17 protein-coding genes are annotated in these 16,918 nt (G+C 57.0%); 5 read left to right on the plus strand and 12 right to left on the minus strand.

The window, feature by feature from the left end:
* A complete protein-coding gene (locus ACXAH8_RS09740; RefSeq protein ID WP_475217904.1) occupies positions 1-2,004 on the plus strand; it encodes a capsular polysaccharide biosynthesis protein in 2,004 nt (667 codons plus the stop codon).
* Here ACXAH8_RS09740 and ribD read toward each other — a convergent pair.
* The 7 genes from ribD to ACXAH8_RS09775 form a co-directional block, all read right to left on the minus strand.
* Entirely contained in the window at positions 2,001-3,101 is a 1,101-nt protein-coding gene (gene ribD / locus ACXAH8_RS09745; RefSeq protein ID WP_475217906.1) for a bifunctional diaminohydroxyphosphoribosylaminopyrimidine deaminase/5-amino-6-(5-phosphoribosylamino)uracil reductase RibD, read from the minus strand. The two genes, ACXAH8_RS09740 and ribD, sit on opposite strands and share 4 nt — an antisense overlap.
* Positions 3,098-3,568: a transcriptional regulator NrdR gene (gene nrdR, locus ACXAH8_RS09750; protein WP_170376254.1), complete on the minus strand. Its 471-nt coding sequence runs from the start codon at positions 3,566-3,568 to the stop codon at positions 3,098-3,100. The genes ribD and nrdR overlap by 4 nt, the downstream gene beginning before the upstream one ends.
* A gap of 118 nt (positions 3,569-3,686) precedes the next feature.
* The gene (locus tag ACXAH8_RS09755) at positions 3,687-4,100 is read right to left on the minus strand and encodes a secondary thiamine-phosphate synthase enzyme YjbQ (RefSeq protein WP_475217909.1); all 414 of its coding nucleotides are present in this window, start codon (positions 4,098-4,100) and stop codon (positions 3,687-3,689) included.
* Between the two features lie 25 nt (positions 4,101-4,125).
* Entirely contained in the window at positions 4,126-4,524 is a 399-nt protein-coding gene (locus ACXAH8_RS09760; protein WP_475217911.1) for a hypothetical protein, read from the minus strand.
* A gap of 76 nt (positions 4,525-4,600) precedes the next feature.
* The gene (locus tag ACXAH8_RS09765; protein ID WP_475217913.1) at positions 4,601-4,942 is read right to left on the minus strand and encodes a DUF4166 domain-containing protein; all 342 of its coding nucleotides are present in this window, start codon (positions 4,940-4,942) and stop codon (positions 4,601-4,603) included.
* Positions 4,878-5,147, minus strand: coding sequence for a DUF4166 domain-containing protein (locus tag ACXAH8_RS09770; protein WP_475217915.1), 270 nt, complete (start codon positions 5,145-5,147; stop codon positions 4,878-4,880). The genes ACXAH8_RS09765 and ACXAH8_RS09770 overlap by 65 nt, the downstream gene beginning before the upstream one ends.
* Positions 5,144-5,587 (minus strand): thiol-disulfide oxidoreductase DCC family protein, encoded by a 444-nt coding sequence (locus tag ACXAH8_RS09775; protein ID WP_475217918.1) that lies wholly within the window; start codon positions 5,585-5,587, stop codon positions 5,144-5,146. Before ACXAH8_RS09775 ends, ACXAH8_RS09770 begins: the two co-directional genes overlap by 4 nt.
* A 282-nt stretch (positions 5,588-5,869) precedes the next feature.
* On the opposite strand from ACXAH8_RS09775, the gene ACXAH8_RS09780 reads away from it, so the two are divergent.
* Positions 5,870-6,907 carry a helix-turn-helix domain-containing protein gene (locus ACXAH8_RS09780; RefSeq protein ID WP_475217920.1) on the plus strand — a complete coding sequence of 346 codons (1,038 nt, stop codon included), beginning with the start codon at positions 5,870-5,872 and terminating at the stop codon, positions 6,905-6,907.
* A 153-nt stretch (positions 6,908-7,060) separates the two neighbouring features.
* Here ACXAH8_RS09780 and rpoD read toward each other — a convergent pair whose 3' ends face one another.
* The 4 genes from rpoD to ACXAH8_RS09800 all read right to left on the minus strand — a co-directional run bounded on the left by rpoD (position 7,061) and on the right by ACXAH8_RS09800 (position 13,038).
* Entirely contained in the window at positions 7,061-9,049 is a 1,989-nt protein-coding gene (gene rpoD / locus ACXAH8_RS09785) for an RNA polymerase sigma factor RpoD (protein WP_170470263.1), read from the minus strand.
* A 114-nt stretch (positions 9,050-9,163) separates the two neighbouring features.
* Entirely contained in the window at positions 9,164-11,113 is a 1,950-nt protein-coding gene (dnaG, locus tag ACXAH8_RS09790; protein WP_475217923.1) for a DNA primase, read from the minus strand.
* 80 nt (positions 11,114-11,193) lie between these two features.
* The gene (locus ACXAH8_RS09795; protein ID WP_475217925.1) at positions 11,194-11,490 is read right to left on the minus strand and encodes a hypothetical protein; all 297 of its coding nucleotides are present in this window, start codon (positions 11,488-11,490) and stop codon (positions 11,194-11,196) included.
* Positions 11,491-11,607: 117 nt separating this feature from the next.
* A complete protein-coding gene (locus tag ACXAH8_RS09800; protein WP_170376235.1) occupies positions 11,608-13,038 on the minus strand; it encodes a Glu/Leu/Phe/Val family dehydrogenase in 1,431 nt (476 codons plus the stop codon).
* Positions 13,039-13,464: 426 nt separating this feature from the next.
* Here ACXAH8_RS09800 and ACXAH8_RS09805 point away from each other — a divergent pair, with 426 nt between their 5' ends.
* Genes ACXAH8_RS09805 through ACXAH8_RS09815 form a run of 3 tightly spaced genes read left to right on the plus strand, consistent with a single transcriptional unit; the run spans position 13,465 to position 16,401 of the window.
* Complete coding sequence (locus tag ACXAH8_RS09805) at positions 13,465-15,153, plus strand: Tad domain-containing protein (protein WP_475217927.1); 1,689 nt, start codon at positions 13,465-13,467, stop codon at positions 15,151-15,153.
* Positions 15,150-15,719 (plus strand): TadE/TadG family type IV pilus assembly protein, encoded by a 570-nt coding sequence (locus tag ACXAH8_RS09810; RefSeq protein WP_170639018.1) that lies wholly within the window; start codon positions 15,150-15,152, stop codon positions 15,717-15,719. The genes ACXAH8_RS09805 and ACXAH8_RS09810 overlap by 4 nt, the downstream gene beginning before the upstream one ends.
* Positions 15,709-16,401: a TadE/TadG family type IV pilus assembly protein gene (locus ACXAH8_RS09815; protein WP_475217929.1), complete on the plus strand. Its 693-nt coding sequence runs from the start codon at positions 15,709-15,711 to the stop codon at positions 16,399-16,401. The genes ACXAH8_RS09810 and ACXAH8_RS09815 overlap by 11 nt, the downstream gene beginning before the upstream one ends.
* Here ACXAH8_RS09815 and ACXAH8_RS09820 read toward each other — a convergent pair.
* Positions 16,390-16,857 carry a hypothetical protein gene (locus ACXAH8_RS09820; protein ID WP_170376227.1) on the minus strand — a complete coding sequence of 156 codons (468 nt, stop codon included), beginning with the start codon at positions 16,855-16,857 and terminating at the stop codon, positions 16,390-16,392. The genes ACXAH8_RS09815 and ACXAH8_RS09820 overlap by 12 nt on opposite strands.
* Positions 16,858-16,918: the final 61 nt, after the last annotated feature.

Raw genomic sequence — 16,918 nt, forward strand, 5'->3', positions numbered from 1 at the left:
ATGACCCATGGGGACCCCACCGCAACTGGCGCGGCGCGGTCCCGGGCATTTGTCTACAATGGCGGGTTTCTGACCAACCGGCGCCTCGGGCGCATTCTATCCCTTTCGGGATATGACATCCGGCTGGGCCTGCCCCGACCCGAAGACACCGTCGCCATTTGGGGCAACAGCCCTACCGCCCATCGCGGGCGACGTATCGCTCAGGAGCGGGGCACCCCTTTGCTGCGAGTCGAGGACGCCTTTCTACGATCTCTCCATCCCGGCCGCGAGGGCGAGCCGCCTTTAGGCCTACTTCTGGATCGCTCGGGCCTGCACTTTGACCCGGCCCAACCGTCGGATCTGGAAACGCTTCTAGCGACACATCCGCTGGATGATACCGCGCTTCTGAACCGGGCGCGTGGCGCGATTGAGCGCTTGAAGGAATTGAACCTCAGCAAATATTCCGCCTTCGACCCCGACGCGCCGATCCCCGACCCCGGTTACGTGCTGGTGATTGATCAGACGGTCGGCGATGCCTCGGTCACGGCCAGCCGAGGGGACCGTGCCCGGTTTCTTGAGATGCTGGTGATCGCACAAGAAGAAAATCCCGGGATGCCGGTTCTGATCAAGACCCATCCCGAAACACTGGCTGGTCACCGCACCGGGCACTACACGGAACAGAACCTCTCGGAACGCGTTTCCTTCGTTGCGGATAACATCAGCCCTTGGCCGCTGTTGGACGGCGCGGTCAGTGTCTATACGCTCTCGTCGCAAATGGGGTTCGAAGCCATTCTCGCCGGTCACAAACCCCGCGTGTTCGGGCAGCCGTTCTATGCAGGATGGGGTTTGACGCAGGACGAAAACCCCGTTCAACGCAGACAACGCAATTTGACGCGCGCGCAGCTCTTTGCTGCAACCATGATGCTTTATCCCGTTTGGTATGATCCCTATCGGGACCAATTGTGTGAGCTAGAAGTCGTGCTGGACACGCTTGAGGCTCAGACCCGTGCGTGGCAGCAAGATCGTTTGGGATGGACCGCGTCGGGCATGCGGATGTGGAAGCGTAATCATCTGCAAGCCATGTTTGGCCAGCACCAGAAGATACGGTTTTTGCCGTCACCTCCGGCCTCATCCACCCGGCCCCACATGGTCTGGGCCAATCAATCCCGCGAGGCCGAGAGCGTCACCCGTATCGAGGACGGCTTTCTCCGCTCACGCGGATTGGGGGCCGATCTTGTACCGCCCCTGTCGCTGGTCACGGATGATCTGGGGATCTACTACGACCCGACCCAAGCCAGCCGTTTAGAAGAGTGGATATCCAAGCGTGAAACGCTGCGCCCTGATCAAGAGTACCGGGCCGAGCGGGTGATCTCAGCCCTCGCGTCCGAAGGGCTGAGCAAATACAACACCGGCGGCGCCGCGCCAGCTTTGCCCAAAGGGCACCGCATTCTGGTGCCGGGGCAGGTCGAGGATGACGCCTCCATCCTGTTTGGCACCAGCAGCATCTGCACCAATCTAGACCTGCTGCACGAGGTTCGGGCTGCCAATCCCGATGCCGTGGTGATTTACAAACCCCATCCGGATGTCGAGGCTGGCCTGCGCTCGGGCCGGATCGACGCCGAAGATTTGGCAGATGTGATCACGACTGAGACCGACCCATCGACCTTGCTGTCCGAGGTGCAAGAGGTCTGGACCATGACCTCGCTTCTGGGGTTCGAGGCGCTGCTGCGCGGCATTCCGGTGACCACCTATGGCGCTCCGTTCTACGCTGGGTGGGGCCTGACCACGGATCTGGGCAGCGTCCCGGCCCGTCGCGGCGCGCGTCCGTCCCTGCTGGGTTTGGTGCATGCCAGCCTGATCGACTATCCCCGCTATCTGGACCCGGTGACCGGCGCCCCCTGCCCTGTCGAGGTCGCCATTGAACGGCTGGCCCAAGGTCAGCCCGCCAAACGCGGGCCGCTGAATCGCGCCTTGTCAAAGCTACAGGGCGCTTTTTCCACCCATGCCCATCTCTGGCGACGTTAATGCGTTGTTCGGGTCCAACGGTGCAATACGTCACCACCGACCGGGCGCGCCTCGATCAACTCGAACCGAGGGGCGCTGTCCAGTTTTTCCAGCCCTAGTGCGCCAATCGCCGAAAGGCCTTCGGCACCGATGGTCAAACCAGCAGTGAAACCGACAAGCTCATCGACCAGATCCTGCGTCAGCAGAGACGCCGCCAGAGCCGAGCCGCCTTCGCAGAAAACACTTGTCAGACCTTCCTGACCCAGCTGCTGTAACAGGTCGCGCGCATCAACCTGATGGTCGTGCAACGCACAAGGCAACAGCCTCGCGCCCAACCCCTCCCACGTGCGGGCGCGCTCGGCGTCGGGATGCGGACCATGACATAGCCAGACAGGTGTTTTTGAGGCCGTGCGTGCCAATTGCCCCATTAAGGGCAGATCCAGATGACGCGAGACAACCACGCGCACCGGCTGACGCTCTATCCCCAGATCCCGAACCGTAAGCGAGGGATCATCCGCGCGCGCCGTGCCTGCGCCGACCATGACGGCATCGTGTCGGGCGCGCATCGCGTGAACCTCGCGTCGCGCAGTTGATCCGGTGATCCACTGGCTATGTCCGGTGGAAGTGGCAATCCGCCCGTCAAAGCTGTTGGCCAGTTTCAACGTCACAAACGGACGGCCCTGTTCGGTTTTCAGAAAGAAGCCGGCCAGATCACGCTCGGCCTCTTGCGCCAGCACGCCGGTTTCAACCTCGATCCCGGCCTCGCGCAGCATGGCAAAGCCCTGCCCGGAAACGCGAGGATCGCTATCTTCAATCGCCGCAACAACGCGGGCCACACCGGCCGAGATCAACGCTTCGGCACAGGGCGGCGTCATGCCGTAGTGGGCGCATGGCTCCAGCGAGACATAGGCCGTGGCCCCTTTTGCCTGCGCACCTGCTTGCGCCAAAGCCTCAGGCTCTGCATGGGGACGTCCGCCGGGTTGAGTCCACCCTCGCCCAACGATCCTCCCGTTGCGCACAATCACGCACCCGACGGCCGGGTTGGGCCAACACGACCCTTGACCGCGCCGACCCAAAGACAAAGCCAGCGCCATAAATCGCTTATCTGTTTCGCTCACTCGTCCGTCGAAGGCTGCGGCGGGCGCAGTTCGTGGACAAACTCCTCGAAATCATCGGCCGCCTGGAAATTCTTGTACACACTCGCAAAGCGAACATAGGCGACGGTGTCGATCCGCGCCAGAGCTTCCATGACGATCTCGCCAATTCTGTTGGACGGAATATCCGTGTCGCCCATGCTTTCCAGACGCCGCACAATTCCCGAGATCATCTGATCAATCCGTTCAGGATCAACCGGGCGTTTCTGCATCGAGATACGGATCGAACGTTCCAGCTTGTCGCGGTCAAAATCTTCGCGTTTTCCGTTGGTTTTGATAACTACCAGATCGCGCAACTGAACCCGTTCATAGGTCGTAAAACGCCCTCCACAGGCCGGGCAAAACCGACGTCGGCGTATTGCAACGTGATCCTCTGCCGGGCGTGAATCTTTCACCTGAGTGTCGATATTTCCGCAAAACGGGCAGCGCATCCGCCGTCTCCTCGTCCCTAGCTGGCCTCTTTTGTAAGCGCTTTGGCTTACTTATCCACAACTATAGGGCAGCCGCTAGGATTTGGGTAGTCGGAATTTCGCACCCCAAAATAAAGGGTCAGGACAGATGTGCCGCGACCAGCCGCCGATGCGGGGCGCGGCGGTGTTCAAACAGGTAAATCCCCTGCCATGTGCCTAAAACCATCCGCCCCTGACGGACAGGAATGGACAAGGATACCGGCATCATCGCTGCTTTGATATGGGCAGGCATGTCATCCGGCCCTTCATAGGTATGGCGCAGGTAAGACATTGAGGGATGATCAGACGGGGGCACCAGACGCTCAAAAAATGCATGCAAATCCGTCTGCACTTCAGGGTCCGCGTTCTCCTGCACCAGCAAAGAACAGGAGGTGTGCCTGACGAACAACGTCAGGACACCATCCCGTTCAAGGGAACTAAGCCATTCTGCAATCTGGGACGTGAATTCATACAAGCCGGGTCCAATGGTCTGGAGCGCGAATTCCGTCTGCATTGCGTTTTGGCCTTTGCTTTAGTTGTTAGAAAATCTGCCGGCGACCACACCGCGCATTTGCACCCTGCACGGATATGCTGGAGCCGACAACGAAGGGGCCCTGTACGCCACCGGTTTGTGCCGGAGCATCAGCCGGAGGCGGTTTCAGCGAAAACTGAACCGCTGTTACCCGCCCAGTTGTTACACTAGGTCCATAGCCGCGCAACACATAGATGGGGTCCTGCCAACCTGCCCCGAGACTGCGGCGCGCGAAATCTGCCGCCTCGCACCAATACCCGTCTGTGTCATCCCTTGTGCGGGGAATGACTTCGAAGTCAGTGCTATTGATTGCATTGGCTTGAAAACCCAAACGCGCCGCTTCCGCCGTTACCGGAACACTCAGGGCAAACACCGCTAAAGCGGCGCAATATTGTAACTGTTTCATAATACTCTTTCCTCACTTGCTGCTCCCCTTAGTTTAGAGGTCATCGCGCCCGCGGAAAGCAGGTCTCACAATCATTTCAACCAACTTGCGCCTTAACGTGAAGCGGCGTGAGCCAGCCGTGGTAGCGGATCAGCAGGCCCAATCCCGGCATCGAGGCCGCCACATCAAACCGAAAGCGCCCCAAATCATCCTGCCATTCACTGGTTGACGATTGCGGCAGCAAAAACTGAAGGAGTGGCACGCCGAAAACCGTCAAGCGATGGATACGAACCTCCAGCCCACGTTTCGACGCTGAAGGCCTTAGCCAGACCGAAAGAGGCCCGAAACGCTCATGAACATCGCCCGTATTTGCGTCAAACCTCAGCTCTGACGTCGTTTTGTGCCCCCCCAAAGTCTCGCAGCCAACTGTGGCCATCATCTTGATGCTGGATCACCAGCCGAACGGGCACATGCCGGCCCGCAGGGGGAAATCGTCCCAATTTAAGCGCGAGTTGGATGAGAATACCCTTGCCACGTTCGATATAGCATTCGCCGACATATTCACCTGGGCTGTGATGCAGGTCTCGCACGGATTGGGGGAGAACACTTGGGTCCGCCAAAGCCTGAAGAAACGGATCCGTCACGCGTCAAACCCCTTCTCGGCAAAACGCTCAAGGAGAGCAGCATCCAGCATCATACAGGTATCGTACCGACCGAAAAGAGCATACCGATTGCGGGCGATCGAGAAATACAGCGGGTCTTTCACAGCCCTCGGCAGCAACCGTACCAGTGATAGAAAAGGCCACACCCCCGGCAGCGCGCGCACAGCCGCCGCAAAGGCATCAAGTCGTTGAAAAACCTTGCCATCTACGATCACGAGGTTGGTTTCAAAATCTGCAACGGGCAGATTCAGCGCCTTGTACATCCTTTGACCAAGCGGAGACTGCGCTGTTGCAAATTCAAAGCGGCGGGTTTTGTCGCGCTTCAGCATGAACCGGAAAAAGCCTGAGCACAGCACGCATTCTCCGTCAAAGACGATCAGGTTGCGTCCGTCGAACAGATCGGTTGTGTCAATCCCTGCCATGGCGCCGCTACCTACCCAAGCTTGCACAAACAGCGTGACATAGGGCCACTATGTGGACAATGCGACAAGAAGGAAGGTGTGCCGGGGAACCCGGTGACCGGTTGGTAAGACCGGCGGTGGCTCTGACCTCATCCCCAACAAGGTACTGACCCGGCAACGAAAAGGATATAGGCAGGAAAGATTGACCAAGCTTGTGGCCAGCTGCCAAATCCATTCGAATTTCTGACAGAAAAGCAGTATGCTGGAACGGCCCCGGTCCAGAGAAAGGAAGGCTTCGCTGCGATGAATGTGGATATTGACCGCCTTCACTTTCTGCGCGAGGCGCTCGACGCGCGATTGGAAAAACAGAACACCTTGGAGGTGCTGGATCGCAGCGGACTTGGCCCGCGCGATCTACCGGAGGATGCGACCTCCTTTTGCGCCCACAAAGAGGCGCTGTTTGTCCGCTATGCCTGCGATGCTCTGAACGATATCACCTTTGCGGCAAGTGTCGGGCTTGGCGTCACGTCCTCATCGACCTTGACGGCCTACATCAGCAAATACTCACGAGACCTGGAGCAGGTTATTGAAAACACGTCTCATTTCCACGACATGATCGACCCTGCTATCGCCTTCAGCCTGCGCGTTTCGGGGAATTTCGCCGCGTTAGAGGCCCGATGGAAAGACGCCAGCTTTGCTCGCTATCACCGCCGAACTGAGTTCTTGATGTTTGCCGCCGTCGCCCGAATGCGCAACCTGACACAGACCGATTTCCACCCTATTGAAATACGGTTTCAACATGAGGTTGGGGATCATATCCATGCCTTCCAGCAACTGGCAGGTTTTCCGGTTGTTTTCGGCTCTGAAAGCCTCGAAATCGTCCTGTCCCCGTCCTCGCTGAACCTGCCCGTCCCGACCTACGACCCCAGCTTGCGCGCCCACCTACTAGAATACGGGGAACGCGTTCTAGCCGAGCGTCGCTTGCCGAAGCAATTGACTCGCGCCAAAGTCGAAGGGCTGATCACTCGCTCGCTGCCGGGCAAAATCCTCAGCGCAGATGATGTCGCGGCAAAACTCGGAATGAGCGCCCGCACCTTTGCCCGCCGGTTGCAAAGCGAAGGCACCAGCTACCGCGACATCACCGAGGATTTGCGCTGCGATCTGGCCCAGACCTTCATCACCAATGGAATGAACCTATCCGAGATCGCTTATTCACTGGGATACGCCGATCAATCCGCGTTTTCCACGGCGTTCAAGCGTTGGACAGGTCAACCGCCGAGCGCCTTCAAAACGCGGGTCAAACATCCGCTGACGCTTGGAAGCCGGGGGTCATCAGCTTAGCCGCCTCGCCCCGGCCCGCCCCATGAGTGGACCAGACGGATATAGAAACGGACACGCCACAACACATGTGAAGTCGCGCCAATGTGTTTGGCAAATCTGCCAATGTGAACGGTGAAACGAAAAAAGGCGCCTCCGTCCGGGGCGCCTTTGATCTTACTGATCCAGGAAGGATCGCAGTTTCCGCGATCTGCTTGGGTGTTTCAGCTTCCGCAGGGCCTTCGCCTCGATTTGACGGATACGTTCGCGGGTCACGCTGAACTGCTGACCGACCTCTTCCAGAGTGTGGTCGGTGTTCATGCCGATGCCGAAACGCATCCGCAGAACCCGCTCCTCACGTGGAGTGAGCGAGGCGAGAACCCGTGTAGTGGTTTCCTTGAGGTTTTCCTGAATGGCGCTGTCCAGAGGCAGCACGGCATTCTTGTCCTCGATGAAATCACCCAGCTGGCTGTCTTCCTCGTCACCGATTGGCGTCTCAAGGCTGATCGGCTCCTTGGCGATTTTCATCACCTTGCGCACTTTCTCAAGCGGCATCTGCAGCTTTTCGGCCAGTTCCTCCGGCGTCGGCTCGCGGCCAATCTCGTGCAGCATCTGACGACCGGTCCGGACCAGCTTGTTGATCGTTTCGATCATATGCACCGGAATACGGATGGTCCGCGCCTGATCCGCAATCGAACGTGTGATTGCCTGACGGATCCACCAGGTCGCATAGGTCGAGAACTTGTAGCCACGGCGGTATTCAAACTTGTCCACCGCCTTCATCAGGCCGATGTTACCTTCTTGAATAAGATCAAGGAATTGCAGGCCACGGTTCGTGTACTTCTTGGCGATCGAGATCACCAGACGCAGGTTGGCCTCGACCATTTCCTTCTTGGCCTGCCGGGCTTCTTTCTCGCCCTTCTGAACCTGTTGCACGATGCGGCGGAATTCGCTGATATCCAGACCAACATATTGACCGACCTGAGCCATATCGCTGCGCAGTTCCTCAACCTTGTCGGTCGAGCGTTCGATGAACATCTGCCAGCCCCGGCCTGGCTTTTCAGCCATATCCGTCAGCCAGTTCGGGTCCAATTCACGCCCACGATAGGCGTCAATGAATTCCCGACGGTTGATACGAGCCTGGTCGGCCAGTTTCACCATCGAGCTGTCCAGCGACATGACGCGGCGGTTGATACCATAGAGCTGGTCGATCAGCGCCTCGATCCGGTTGTTGTGCAGGTGAAGCCCGTTCACCAGTTCAACAATCTCAGCGCGTAGCTTCTGATAGGTCTCTTCGTCTTTTTCACTGAACGAGCCATCCTCGTTCAGAGTCGCCGAAATCCGGCTGTCCTGCATCTCTGACAGCATCGAGAAATCGGTCGAGATGCGTTCCAGCGTCGTCAGAACCTGATCCTTGAGGGCGGCCTCCATCGCGGCCAGCGACATGTTGGCCTGATCGTCCTCGTCATCATCATCGTCATTGCTCAGCGGGTTGCCATCGGCATCCAGTTCAGGCCCGGTATCTTTGGCAGGTTTGGCCGATTGCACAGCCGAGGTGTCGACGACCGGCTCTTGCACGTCACCATCTTCGTCCATCTGGTTGCCAAAAGTGGTTTCCAGATCAATAACGTCGCGCAGAAGAATGTCTTCGGACAGAAGTTCGTCATGCCAGATGGTGATCGCCTGGAAGGTCAGAGGGCTTTCGCACAGACCTGCAATCATCGTGTTCCGGCCCGCTTCGATCCGCTTGGCGATAGCGATCTCGCCCTCACGGCTCAGCAGTTCGACCGAGCCCATCTCACGCAGATACATGCGGACGGGGTCGTCGGTGCGGTCTAGCTTTTCGGTCGCGGCACCGGCCAGAGCCACCTCACGGTTGTTGTCCGTGGTGGTTAGTTCGGTCGAACCTTTGTTTTCTTCTTCCTCGGCCTCTTCATCTTCGATGATGTTAATGCCCATTTCGGACAGCATCGACATAACGTCTTCGATCTGTTCCGAACTGACCTGATCAGGCGGCAGAACCTGATTGAGCTGGTCGTAAGTGATGTAACCTTTCTCGCGGGCCTCGGCGATCATCTTCTTGACCTGGGCCTGGCTCATGTCCAGCGAGATTTCCTGTTCCTGCTCGTCTGACTTGCGATCTTCTGACGTGTCTTTGGCGGCCATTCAATGCTCCTGCAGGGATGGGTGATTCGTTTGATCCGAATCATTAGCGCGTGAAACTGATTCGGCCACCCGTTTACCTGTTTTTCTTTTCCAGTGCTTTACGAAAACATCACTTCAGCGACGTTTCCGTTCGAAATTGATCCCGGACATGATTGCCTTGAACGCATCCTTTTCGTCGCGATTGATTCGCGCGCCATTGTCGGCAATGTCGAAAACGGCCCTGTCCTCATTCTGACTGCGGCTTGTGCGGTTACGCTCTTCGGCGGCTTGCGCCAGCCGATACGTCAACGCCTCATCGGCCAGATCAGACAGTTCCTCTGCGGCTTCGGCAATCTCAGCATCCAACCCCCGGAGCGCTTTGATTTTCGCGAGTTCCTCGGCCAGTGTCATTTCGGCCTTTTCAACGTCGCCTGGTTTGAACACACAGGGGATCACTGCGACATGGCGAAGGCTAAGCAGATTTTCAAGGGGTTCGGCCCCCAAAGTTTCAACGATATGGTCCCGAAGGTTTTCAGGATCATCAATCGCATGGCGCAAAATGGCATGACGCAGAGCAGCATGATCAGGATCGTGGCAATCCATCTCTTCCAACTGCGCCTCAAACTGGACCACGACCTGCGGGTTCAGAATCGCAATGGCCAGAATCGCGGCTTCACGCAGATGGATGTCCGCATTGTCCGAAGACGCCAGGAACGAGGCCCGCGCACCCGCGGTCGCAGGCTGTTTCTGCGGCTGCCACTTCCCTTTTGGTTGCCACGCACGGTTTTGTGACTGTCTCTGCGGCCGAAACAATTGCCAGCGCAGATCTTTGATCTCTTGCCCGTAATGGGACCGGATCGAGGGGTCGCGGATCAGCTTGATCTTGTCGCGCAGCACCTTGTCGAGCGCGGCTTTGCGCTCAGGGCTGTCGAAAACCTTTCCCTCGGTCTCGCGCTGCCAAAGCAGCTTCACCATCGGGATAGCCCCTTCCAATACGGCCTGAACAGCCCCTGCTCCGTCAGCCCGCAAAAGGTCGTCCGGGTCGTTACCTTCAGGCATCAGGGCAAAGCGCAGGGACTTTCCGGCCTCAAGTAGCGGCAAGGCCAAATCAACGGCCCGCATCGCCGCGCGCAGGCCCGCGGTGTCGCCATCCAGCGCAATGATCGGCTCATTCGAAATCCGCCAGAGCAGCTGCAACTGGTGTTCGGTAATCGCCGTTCCAAGCGGAGCAACCGACGCGCCGAACCCAGCCTCGGCCAGCGCGATGACGTCCATATAGCCCTCGGCCACGATCAGCGGCTGCCCTTTCCCGGCCGCCTGCCGCGCAGGCCCGTGGTTATATAGGCTGCGGCCCTTGTCGAACAACTCAGTCTCGGGTGAGTTCAGGTATTTGGCGTTGTCATTCGGGTCCATCGCCCGACCGCCGAATGCGATACACCGACCGCGCGGATCACGTATTGGGAACATGATCCGGTTGCGGAACGTGTCATATGGCTTCTTGCTCTTGTTCGACGGCTTGGCCAGACCCGCCCCAAGGATCAGATCTTCGGCCACGTTCTTGCCAGTCAGATGGTCCCACAGCGCCTGCCAGCCGTCCGGTGCAAAACCGATCTCCCATCGCTCCAACGCCTTGGCGTCCAAACCCCGACGGGCCAGATAGTCGCGCGCCGCACTGCCTGCCCCGGTCTTGAGTTGCAGGCGAAAGAACTGAACCGCCTGCTCCATCACCTCGGCCAGTTGCGTGCGGCGGTCTTGTTTCTCTTGCGCTTTGGGGTCGCGCGCTGGCATGGGCATGCCAGCTTCGCGCGCCAGAATTTCAACGGCCTCGATGAACGAGACATTCTCGGTCTCTTTCACGAAGGTGATCGCGTCCCCTTTGGCATGACAGCCAAAGCAGTAGTAGAAACCCTTTTGATCATCTACATGAAAAGACGCCGTTTTTTCGTGGTGAAACGGGCACGGCGCCCACATGTCCCCCTTGCCCTGATTGGATTTTCGCTGATCCCACATGACTTTACGCCCAACAACCTGAGACAGGCTCAGCCGGGTGCGCAGCTCATCGAGAAATCCGGGGGGCAATGACATGGCTCAAACCTGCCAGAAATGAAAACGCGCGCCAAGGGGATGACGCGCGGTTGTCCACAGGGAAATTGCTGAGCTGTGGATTATTGCTGCAAACACAGCTCGAGCCATGCCGCACCAAGATCCTTTTTGCGCACGTCGCGCATCTTTTGCTCATAGACCCAAGGCGTGATCAACGGGATCGCCGCGTTATAGTTCTCGGGCCATGTGGGGCTGGTTTCAGCCACGGCCTCCACAACGTCGCGCTCTTTCACCTTGTCCAGACGCGCTTTCTGGATCGCGGCCACGACATCGGCCTGATACTGGCAGCTTTGTTCCTTGGTTTCGGCGGCGGCCAGAGGCGTTGCAAGCAAGGCTGTAGCGATGGCGATACGCAACATTGAGGTCTCCTGGATTCGTTTGTCTGCGCGCAGCTTACTCGCCAGTACCGTTTTCGCAATCGACGCGCTGCATTCAGTTTGCGCACGGGGCAGAAAAGCCACCCCGTGCGCCAGTTGTCACAGGCCTTTGGCCCGGTAGCTTTTGGCCACGCGATCAATTGCAACGATATAGGCCGCGGTGCGCAGATCCTCGACATCGTCGCGGCTGTGCCAGACCTCGCGCATGGACTGGTAAGCGATCCGCATCGTGTCATCGAGGCCCGAGCGCACCAGCTCCAGCTCATCCGCACCTTTGAGGTACTTGGCCTTGAAGTCCGGCGACATTGACCAGGCATCGCCCAGATAACGATCCAGCCGTTCAAGCTCGCTTACGATCAACTCATGCCGTGCCTCTTCTTGACGGCGCTGCATGCGACCAAATCGAATGTGGCTGAGGTTCTTCACCCATTCGAAATACGAGACCGTCACACCGCCCGCATTGGCATACATATCAGGAATGATGACGGTGCCCTTCTTACGCAGAATTTCATCTGCACCCGCGGTCACCGGTCCATTCGCGGCCTCGATGATCAGCGGCGCCTTGATCCTGTCGGCATTGTCCAGATTGATGACACCTTCAAGAGCCGCCGGGATCAGGATGTCGCAGTCTGCCTCAAGCACCGAAGCGCCATCAGTTGAGTGGGTCGCGTCCGGGAAATCCTTCACGCCACCATGTTTGACGATCCAGTTGCGCACCGCCTCAACGTCGATACCGTCCGGGTTATACAGCGCGCCGTCCCATTCGATGATCCCGATAATACGCGATCCGTCTTCTTCAGCGAGGAACTTGGCCGCGTGGTAGCCCACGTTACCCAACCCCTGTACGACGACACGCTTGCCGTCCAGTTTGCCGGACAAACCGGCCTTGGCGATGTCCTCGGGGTGACGGAAGAACTCGCGTAGTGCGTATTGGATGCCCCGCCCCGTTGCCTCGACCCGACCAGCGATGCCGCCTGCGTTCAACGGTTTGCCCGTCACACATGCGCGCGCGTTGATGTCGGTGGTGTTCATCCGCGCGTATTGGTCAGCCATCCATGCCATCTCACGCTCACCCGTGCCCATGTCAGGGGCCGGAACGTTTTGCGATGGATTGATCAGATCGCGCTTCGCCAGCTCATAAGCAAAGCGTCGAGTGATCTGCTCCATCTCATGTTCTTCGTATTTGCGCGGATCAATACACAGCCCACCTTTCGAGCCGCCAAACGGCGTCTCAACCAAGGCGCATTTGTAGGTCATTAGCGCAGCAAGCGCCTCAACCTCGTCTTGGTTCACCGCCAACGCATAACGGATACCGCCCTTGACCGGCTCCATATGCTCGGAATGGACGGAACGGTAGCCGGTGAAGGTATGAATCTCACCGCGCAGACGCACCCCGAAACGAACCGTGTAGGTGGCATTACAGACCCGGATTTTCTGCTCAAGACCGGGCGGCAGATCCATCAGAGACGCCGCCCTGTTGAACATCAGATCCACACTTTCGCGAAAGCTCGGTTCCTTGGTGCTGGTCATTAATCCCTCCGTACCGGTGAATGACGAACGTTATGGCGTTTTGTCGCACCACTGGCCCAAAGCTGCAATCTTTTATGATGAAAATTTCATCACTTTAAAAACGGGTGATAAAAACCTTCCTACTGAGTCGCCTTGGAAATTTTCGTGGCCACCATTGTCGACACGACAGAAACAAAGCGCCCGCGATCCTGCCAAATGCAGCGGTTTGCCGTTCAATCCCAGCAGCATAGTGGCAAAGTCGCCCAAATCTCGCCATGTTCGCCGACTAAATTCTTAAAGTTGATATGACCCGCCTTCCGTGCGCCGGATTACCTGCAGGGACTAGATATGAGAAAAGTGTTTAGGAATTCTGAACCCAGACGAACTGAGCAATCCAGCCGCTCCGACAAAGGTACTGCGTCGTTCCTGCGCTCGGAGCGCGGGACCATGACTATCCTGTCGTTGGGCCTAATCCTTGTCATCTTCACTGTGGGTGGATTTGCCGTCGACATGATGCGCTACGATCACGAAAGAGCGCGTCTTCAATATTCGTTGGACCGCGCCGTTTTGGCCGCTGCAGACCTCCAACAGAACCTTTGCCCAAAAGACGTTGTACAGGACTACTTGGTCAAGGAAAACTTGGACCAGTTTCTGGATGGAGAAGTTATAGTCACCCCGAGGTCTTGCGATGATGACGGCAACAAGTTGATCGTCGGACAGCGCCGCGTCGAAGCGAGAGCAACGATGCCGGTCGGTATGCATTTCATGCAATGGTGGGACGTCGACTCGATTGACGTGAACGTCGTCAGCGTCGCCGAAGAGTCCATCGGCAACGTCGAAATCGCTATGGTTCTGGATGTTTCAGGCTCCATGAGAGGGTCGCGCCTGACCAACCTGAAAGGTGCGGCCAAGAGCTTTGTCACCAAAATGTATGAGAACACGAGTTCTGACAAACTCTCGATCTCGATCATTCCTTACGCAACGCAGGTGGGTGTCCCTTCTGCCGTCATGAACCAGCTTACGACCGCTGGCTCCAATAGATTTGCCAACTGTATCGACTTTGAAACGTCGGATTTGGCGGCAGGCGCGTTCGATCTGACGAAAACCTACAACCAATCGCTGTATTATTCTCGTTACGGCGGGGATCAGCGCCCGTCAGGTGGGTTCAGTTCACCACGCATCGACGAACGGTGCCGTTCTGAGGCCAGCCGTCAGCTTGTTGTTCACCAGAACAACGAAACGAACCTGCACACTTACATCGACTCGTTTTATGCGCGCGACAACACATCTATCAACGTTGGTATGAAATGGGCACTGACGCTGTTGGACGAAAACTTCCGCCCCGTTGTCACCAACATGATCGCAAACGGCCAGATACCGGCAGATTTTGCAGGTCGCCCCGCCGACAGCGTCGGTAGTGACACTATGAAAGTTATCGTTCTGATGACTGATGGCGAGAACACCTCTCGCACATGGGTGAAGCCGCCGTACAACGATGGTCAATCGGGTATCTGGTGGAATGGAGACGAAGAAGTCTATTCCGTCAACGTGAACCACTATGACGAAGACGAGGACAGTTTCAGATATGCATGGCTGGGTGTGGACAGGGCATATTGGGACAGCAGTCGCGGTAGATACTGGGTGCGCGACGAGTTTCAGGATCACGCGTACGGAAACGACACTTTCAATGTATACCTTTGCAAAGGAAACTACTACAGCAGCGGCTATTGCGACAACCTCGACAGGAGCGAGGTTCGCCAGCTCGATGAAGATGGGAGTTCCCTATCTCTGACATGGCCCGCCTTGTGGGAACGTACCTCGCGGTACGAAATCTATCAGTTGCTGTATGATTCCGTCGGTTCGAGCGACGCATACAACTGGTACTATGCGGCGACTGAGACCGAAAACCGTTCCAGAAAAGACGGTCAGGTCGAAGCGATGTGCGACTATGCGAAATCCGGTGCAAGAAACATCCTGATCTTCTCGGTCGCCTACGAGGCCACCACCAACGGTCGAAACCTCCTATGGTACTGCAAATCGGATGAAAACGCATATTTCGCGCCGACAGGATCCGAGATTGGCGAAGTCTTCGACGATATCGCGGCGAGCATCCAGAATCTGAGGCTGACCCAATGATCCGACATCTGAAAAAAGTGCTGCGAAGGTTTCGCCGCGAAGAAAAGGGAATGGCCACAATCGAATTTGTAATGTGGTTCCCGATCTTCATGATAACCACCTATTCTGGAATTGAGATCGGGATTGTGGCCTGGAACCATGCCAACTTAGAGCGCGCCCTGGATGCCACGATCCAAGATGTGCGCATGAACCGAATTGACCTCTATGAGGGCGAAACAGCCTGGACACATGATCTTCTCAAACGGATCATCTGCGAAGAGGCCGGCGCCATTCCAGATTGTCAGGACAATCTTGCTGTCGAGATGACAAGGGTCAATCATTTCGACAGCAGTGCAGTTCTTACTGGCAATTTTGATCGGCCATTTTGTGTGGACACACCTGAAGAGATTCGCGGCAAAGATGATCAGATCTTTACGCCTGGAACAGCTAACGAGCTGATGATCATACGCGCGTGCGTAGAAATCACTCCTTTGTTCTTCGGTACAACACTTGGTCGGCTCGCTCGGCAAGATCCCGACGGACAATACGAACTTCATGCAACGACGGTGTTTGTACATGAACCTTAAATCTTTCATTCAAAAACACTTTGCCGGTGTGACATCACGCTTTCTAGAGAGAGAAGATGGTGTCGTTAGCATCGAAGCCATTATGACGTTTCCCCTACTGTTCTGGTCGGTCTGGACGGCGTATACCTATTTCGACGGATACCGTCAGGGTGCTAGCAACCTGAAAGCGGCCTACGCTGTCGCTGATATTCTTTCCCGAGAGAAAGACACGGTAACGGACCAGTACATTACATCCATGTATGATCTACAAAGATACATGATTAGTGAAGGCAACGGATTGTCGTTGCGGATCTCTTTCGTACGATGGGACACTGGCGACGAAAGCACAGACACTGATGATCGTCACTTTGTCGAATGGTCCTGCGCACGCGGTGAAGGGCTGACGCGGTGGTCCAACGAAACAGTTGATCAAGTCTCGGATCGCATTCCAATAATGGCAGATAACGCCACGATGATCTTGGTCGAGACACGGCATCACTACGTGCGTCCGTTCAAAATCGGATTCGGCAGCAACGAGTTCTTCATCGACAAATTCATCTTCACGCAACCCCGCGGATACACCTTCATCCAAGGGCCAGACTCTTGCAAGGACGCCAACAACGTGGACGGCGGCACTGTTGATAGCGGACATGACGACAGTACTCCGGAAGATAACACCACCGTGGAACCGTCAACGCTGTAACACCATAGCCGAGAGTATCTCGGACATGAACTTGGCCTCGGCGGATGCTGTCATGCCGCCGACGCCAACCCGGCGGCCCAGCCGCCACCACAGACCGGGGGCCCAGACATTGCTGGCCTTTTCGCGCGTTCGCACCAGAAACCCATTGGACGGTTTGAACGCGAAAACACCTCGGTCCACAGCTTCAATCTCATCGACCCGCGCAATCACCTGCCCCGATCCGGTGCGCAGCTCTGACGCAGTCAGCTCGATCCTGTCCTGAGTGGCCATCCAAACGCGATAGGCCAACCATAAGGACGACGCGCCAACCGCCAATAAAAACACCTGCCAGACGAGTTCGGGCGGAGAAGCCAGCGCCACGTAAATCACCAAAACACCTACGCTGCCCAGCATAGCAACACCGGCCACCCGTCTTGGGGATGATGCCTCGATCGTTGCCAGCACTTCGTCCTGCATGACTGCCTCCTGTCTGTCTGCTGTCTCGTGTATCCGCTTTGCGCAGAAATAAACAGGCCCT

It is taken from the genome of Ruegeria sp. ABV3_008, from assembly GCF_056161185.1.

Coding starts and splice junctions, on each gene's coding strand:
- ACXAH8_RS09775 (WP_475217918.1), bottom strand. CDS start 5,587: ATGGCAGGGATTGACACAACCGATCTGTTCGACGGACGCAACCTGATC.
- ACXAH8_RS09820 (WP_170376227.1), bottom strand. CDS start 16,857: ATGCAGGACGAAGTGCTGGCAACGATCGAGGCATCATCCCCAAGACGG.
- nrdR (WP_170376254.1), bottom strand. CDS start 3,568: ATGCGCTGCCCGTTTTGCGGAAATATCGACACTCAGGTGAAAGATTCA.
- ACXAH8_RS09765 (WP_475217913.1), bottom strand. CDS start 4,942: ATGATGGCCACAGTTGGCTGCGAGACTTTGGGGGGGCACAAAACGACG.
- dnaG (WP_475217923.1), bottom strand. CDS start 11,113: ATGTCATTGCCCCCCGGATTTCTCGATGAGCTGCGCACCCGGCTGAGC.
- ACXAH8_RS09810 (WP_170639018.1), top strand. CDS start 15,150: ATGATCCGACATCTGAAAAAAGTGCTGCGAAGGTTTCGCCGCGAAGAA.
- ACXAH8_RS09780 (WP_475217920.1), top strand. CDS start 5,870: ATGAATGTGGATATTGACCGCCTTCACTTTCTGCGCGAGGCGCTCGAC.
- ACXAH8_RS09740 (WP_475217904.1), top strand. CDS start 1: ATGACCCATGGGGACCCCACCGCAACTGGCGCGGCGCGGTCCCGGGCA.
- rpoD (WP_170470263.1), bottom strand. CDS start 9,049: ATGGCCGCCAAAGACACGTCAGAAGATCGCAAGTCAGACGAGCAGGAA.
- ACXAH8_RS09760 (WP_475217911.1), bottom strand. CDS start 4,524: ATGAAACAGTTACAATATTGCGCCGCTTTAGCGGTGTTTGCCCTGAGT.
- ACXAH8_RS09755 (WP_475217909.1), bottom strand. CDS start 4,100: ATGCAGACGGAATTCGCGCTCCAGACCATTGGACCCGGCTTGTATGAA.
- ACXAH8_RS09805 (WP_475217927.1), top strand. CDS start 13,465: ATGACTATCCTGTCGTTGGGCCTAATCCTTGTCATCTTCACTGTGGGT.
- ACXAH8_RS09795 (WP_475217925.1), bottom strand. CDS start 11,490: ATGTTGCGTATCGCCATCGCTACAGCCTTGCTTGCAACGCCTCTGGCC.
- ACXAH8_RS09815 (WP_475217929.1), top strand. CDS start 15,709: ATGAACCTTAAATCTTTCATTCAAAAACACTTTGCCGGTGTGACATCA.
- ACXAH8_RS09800 (WP_170376235.1), bottom strand. CDS start 13,038: ATGACCAGCACCAAGGAACCGAGCTTTCGCGAAAGTGTGGATCTGATG.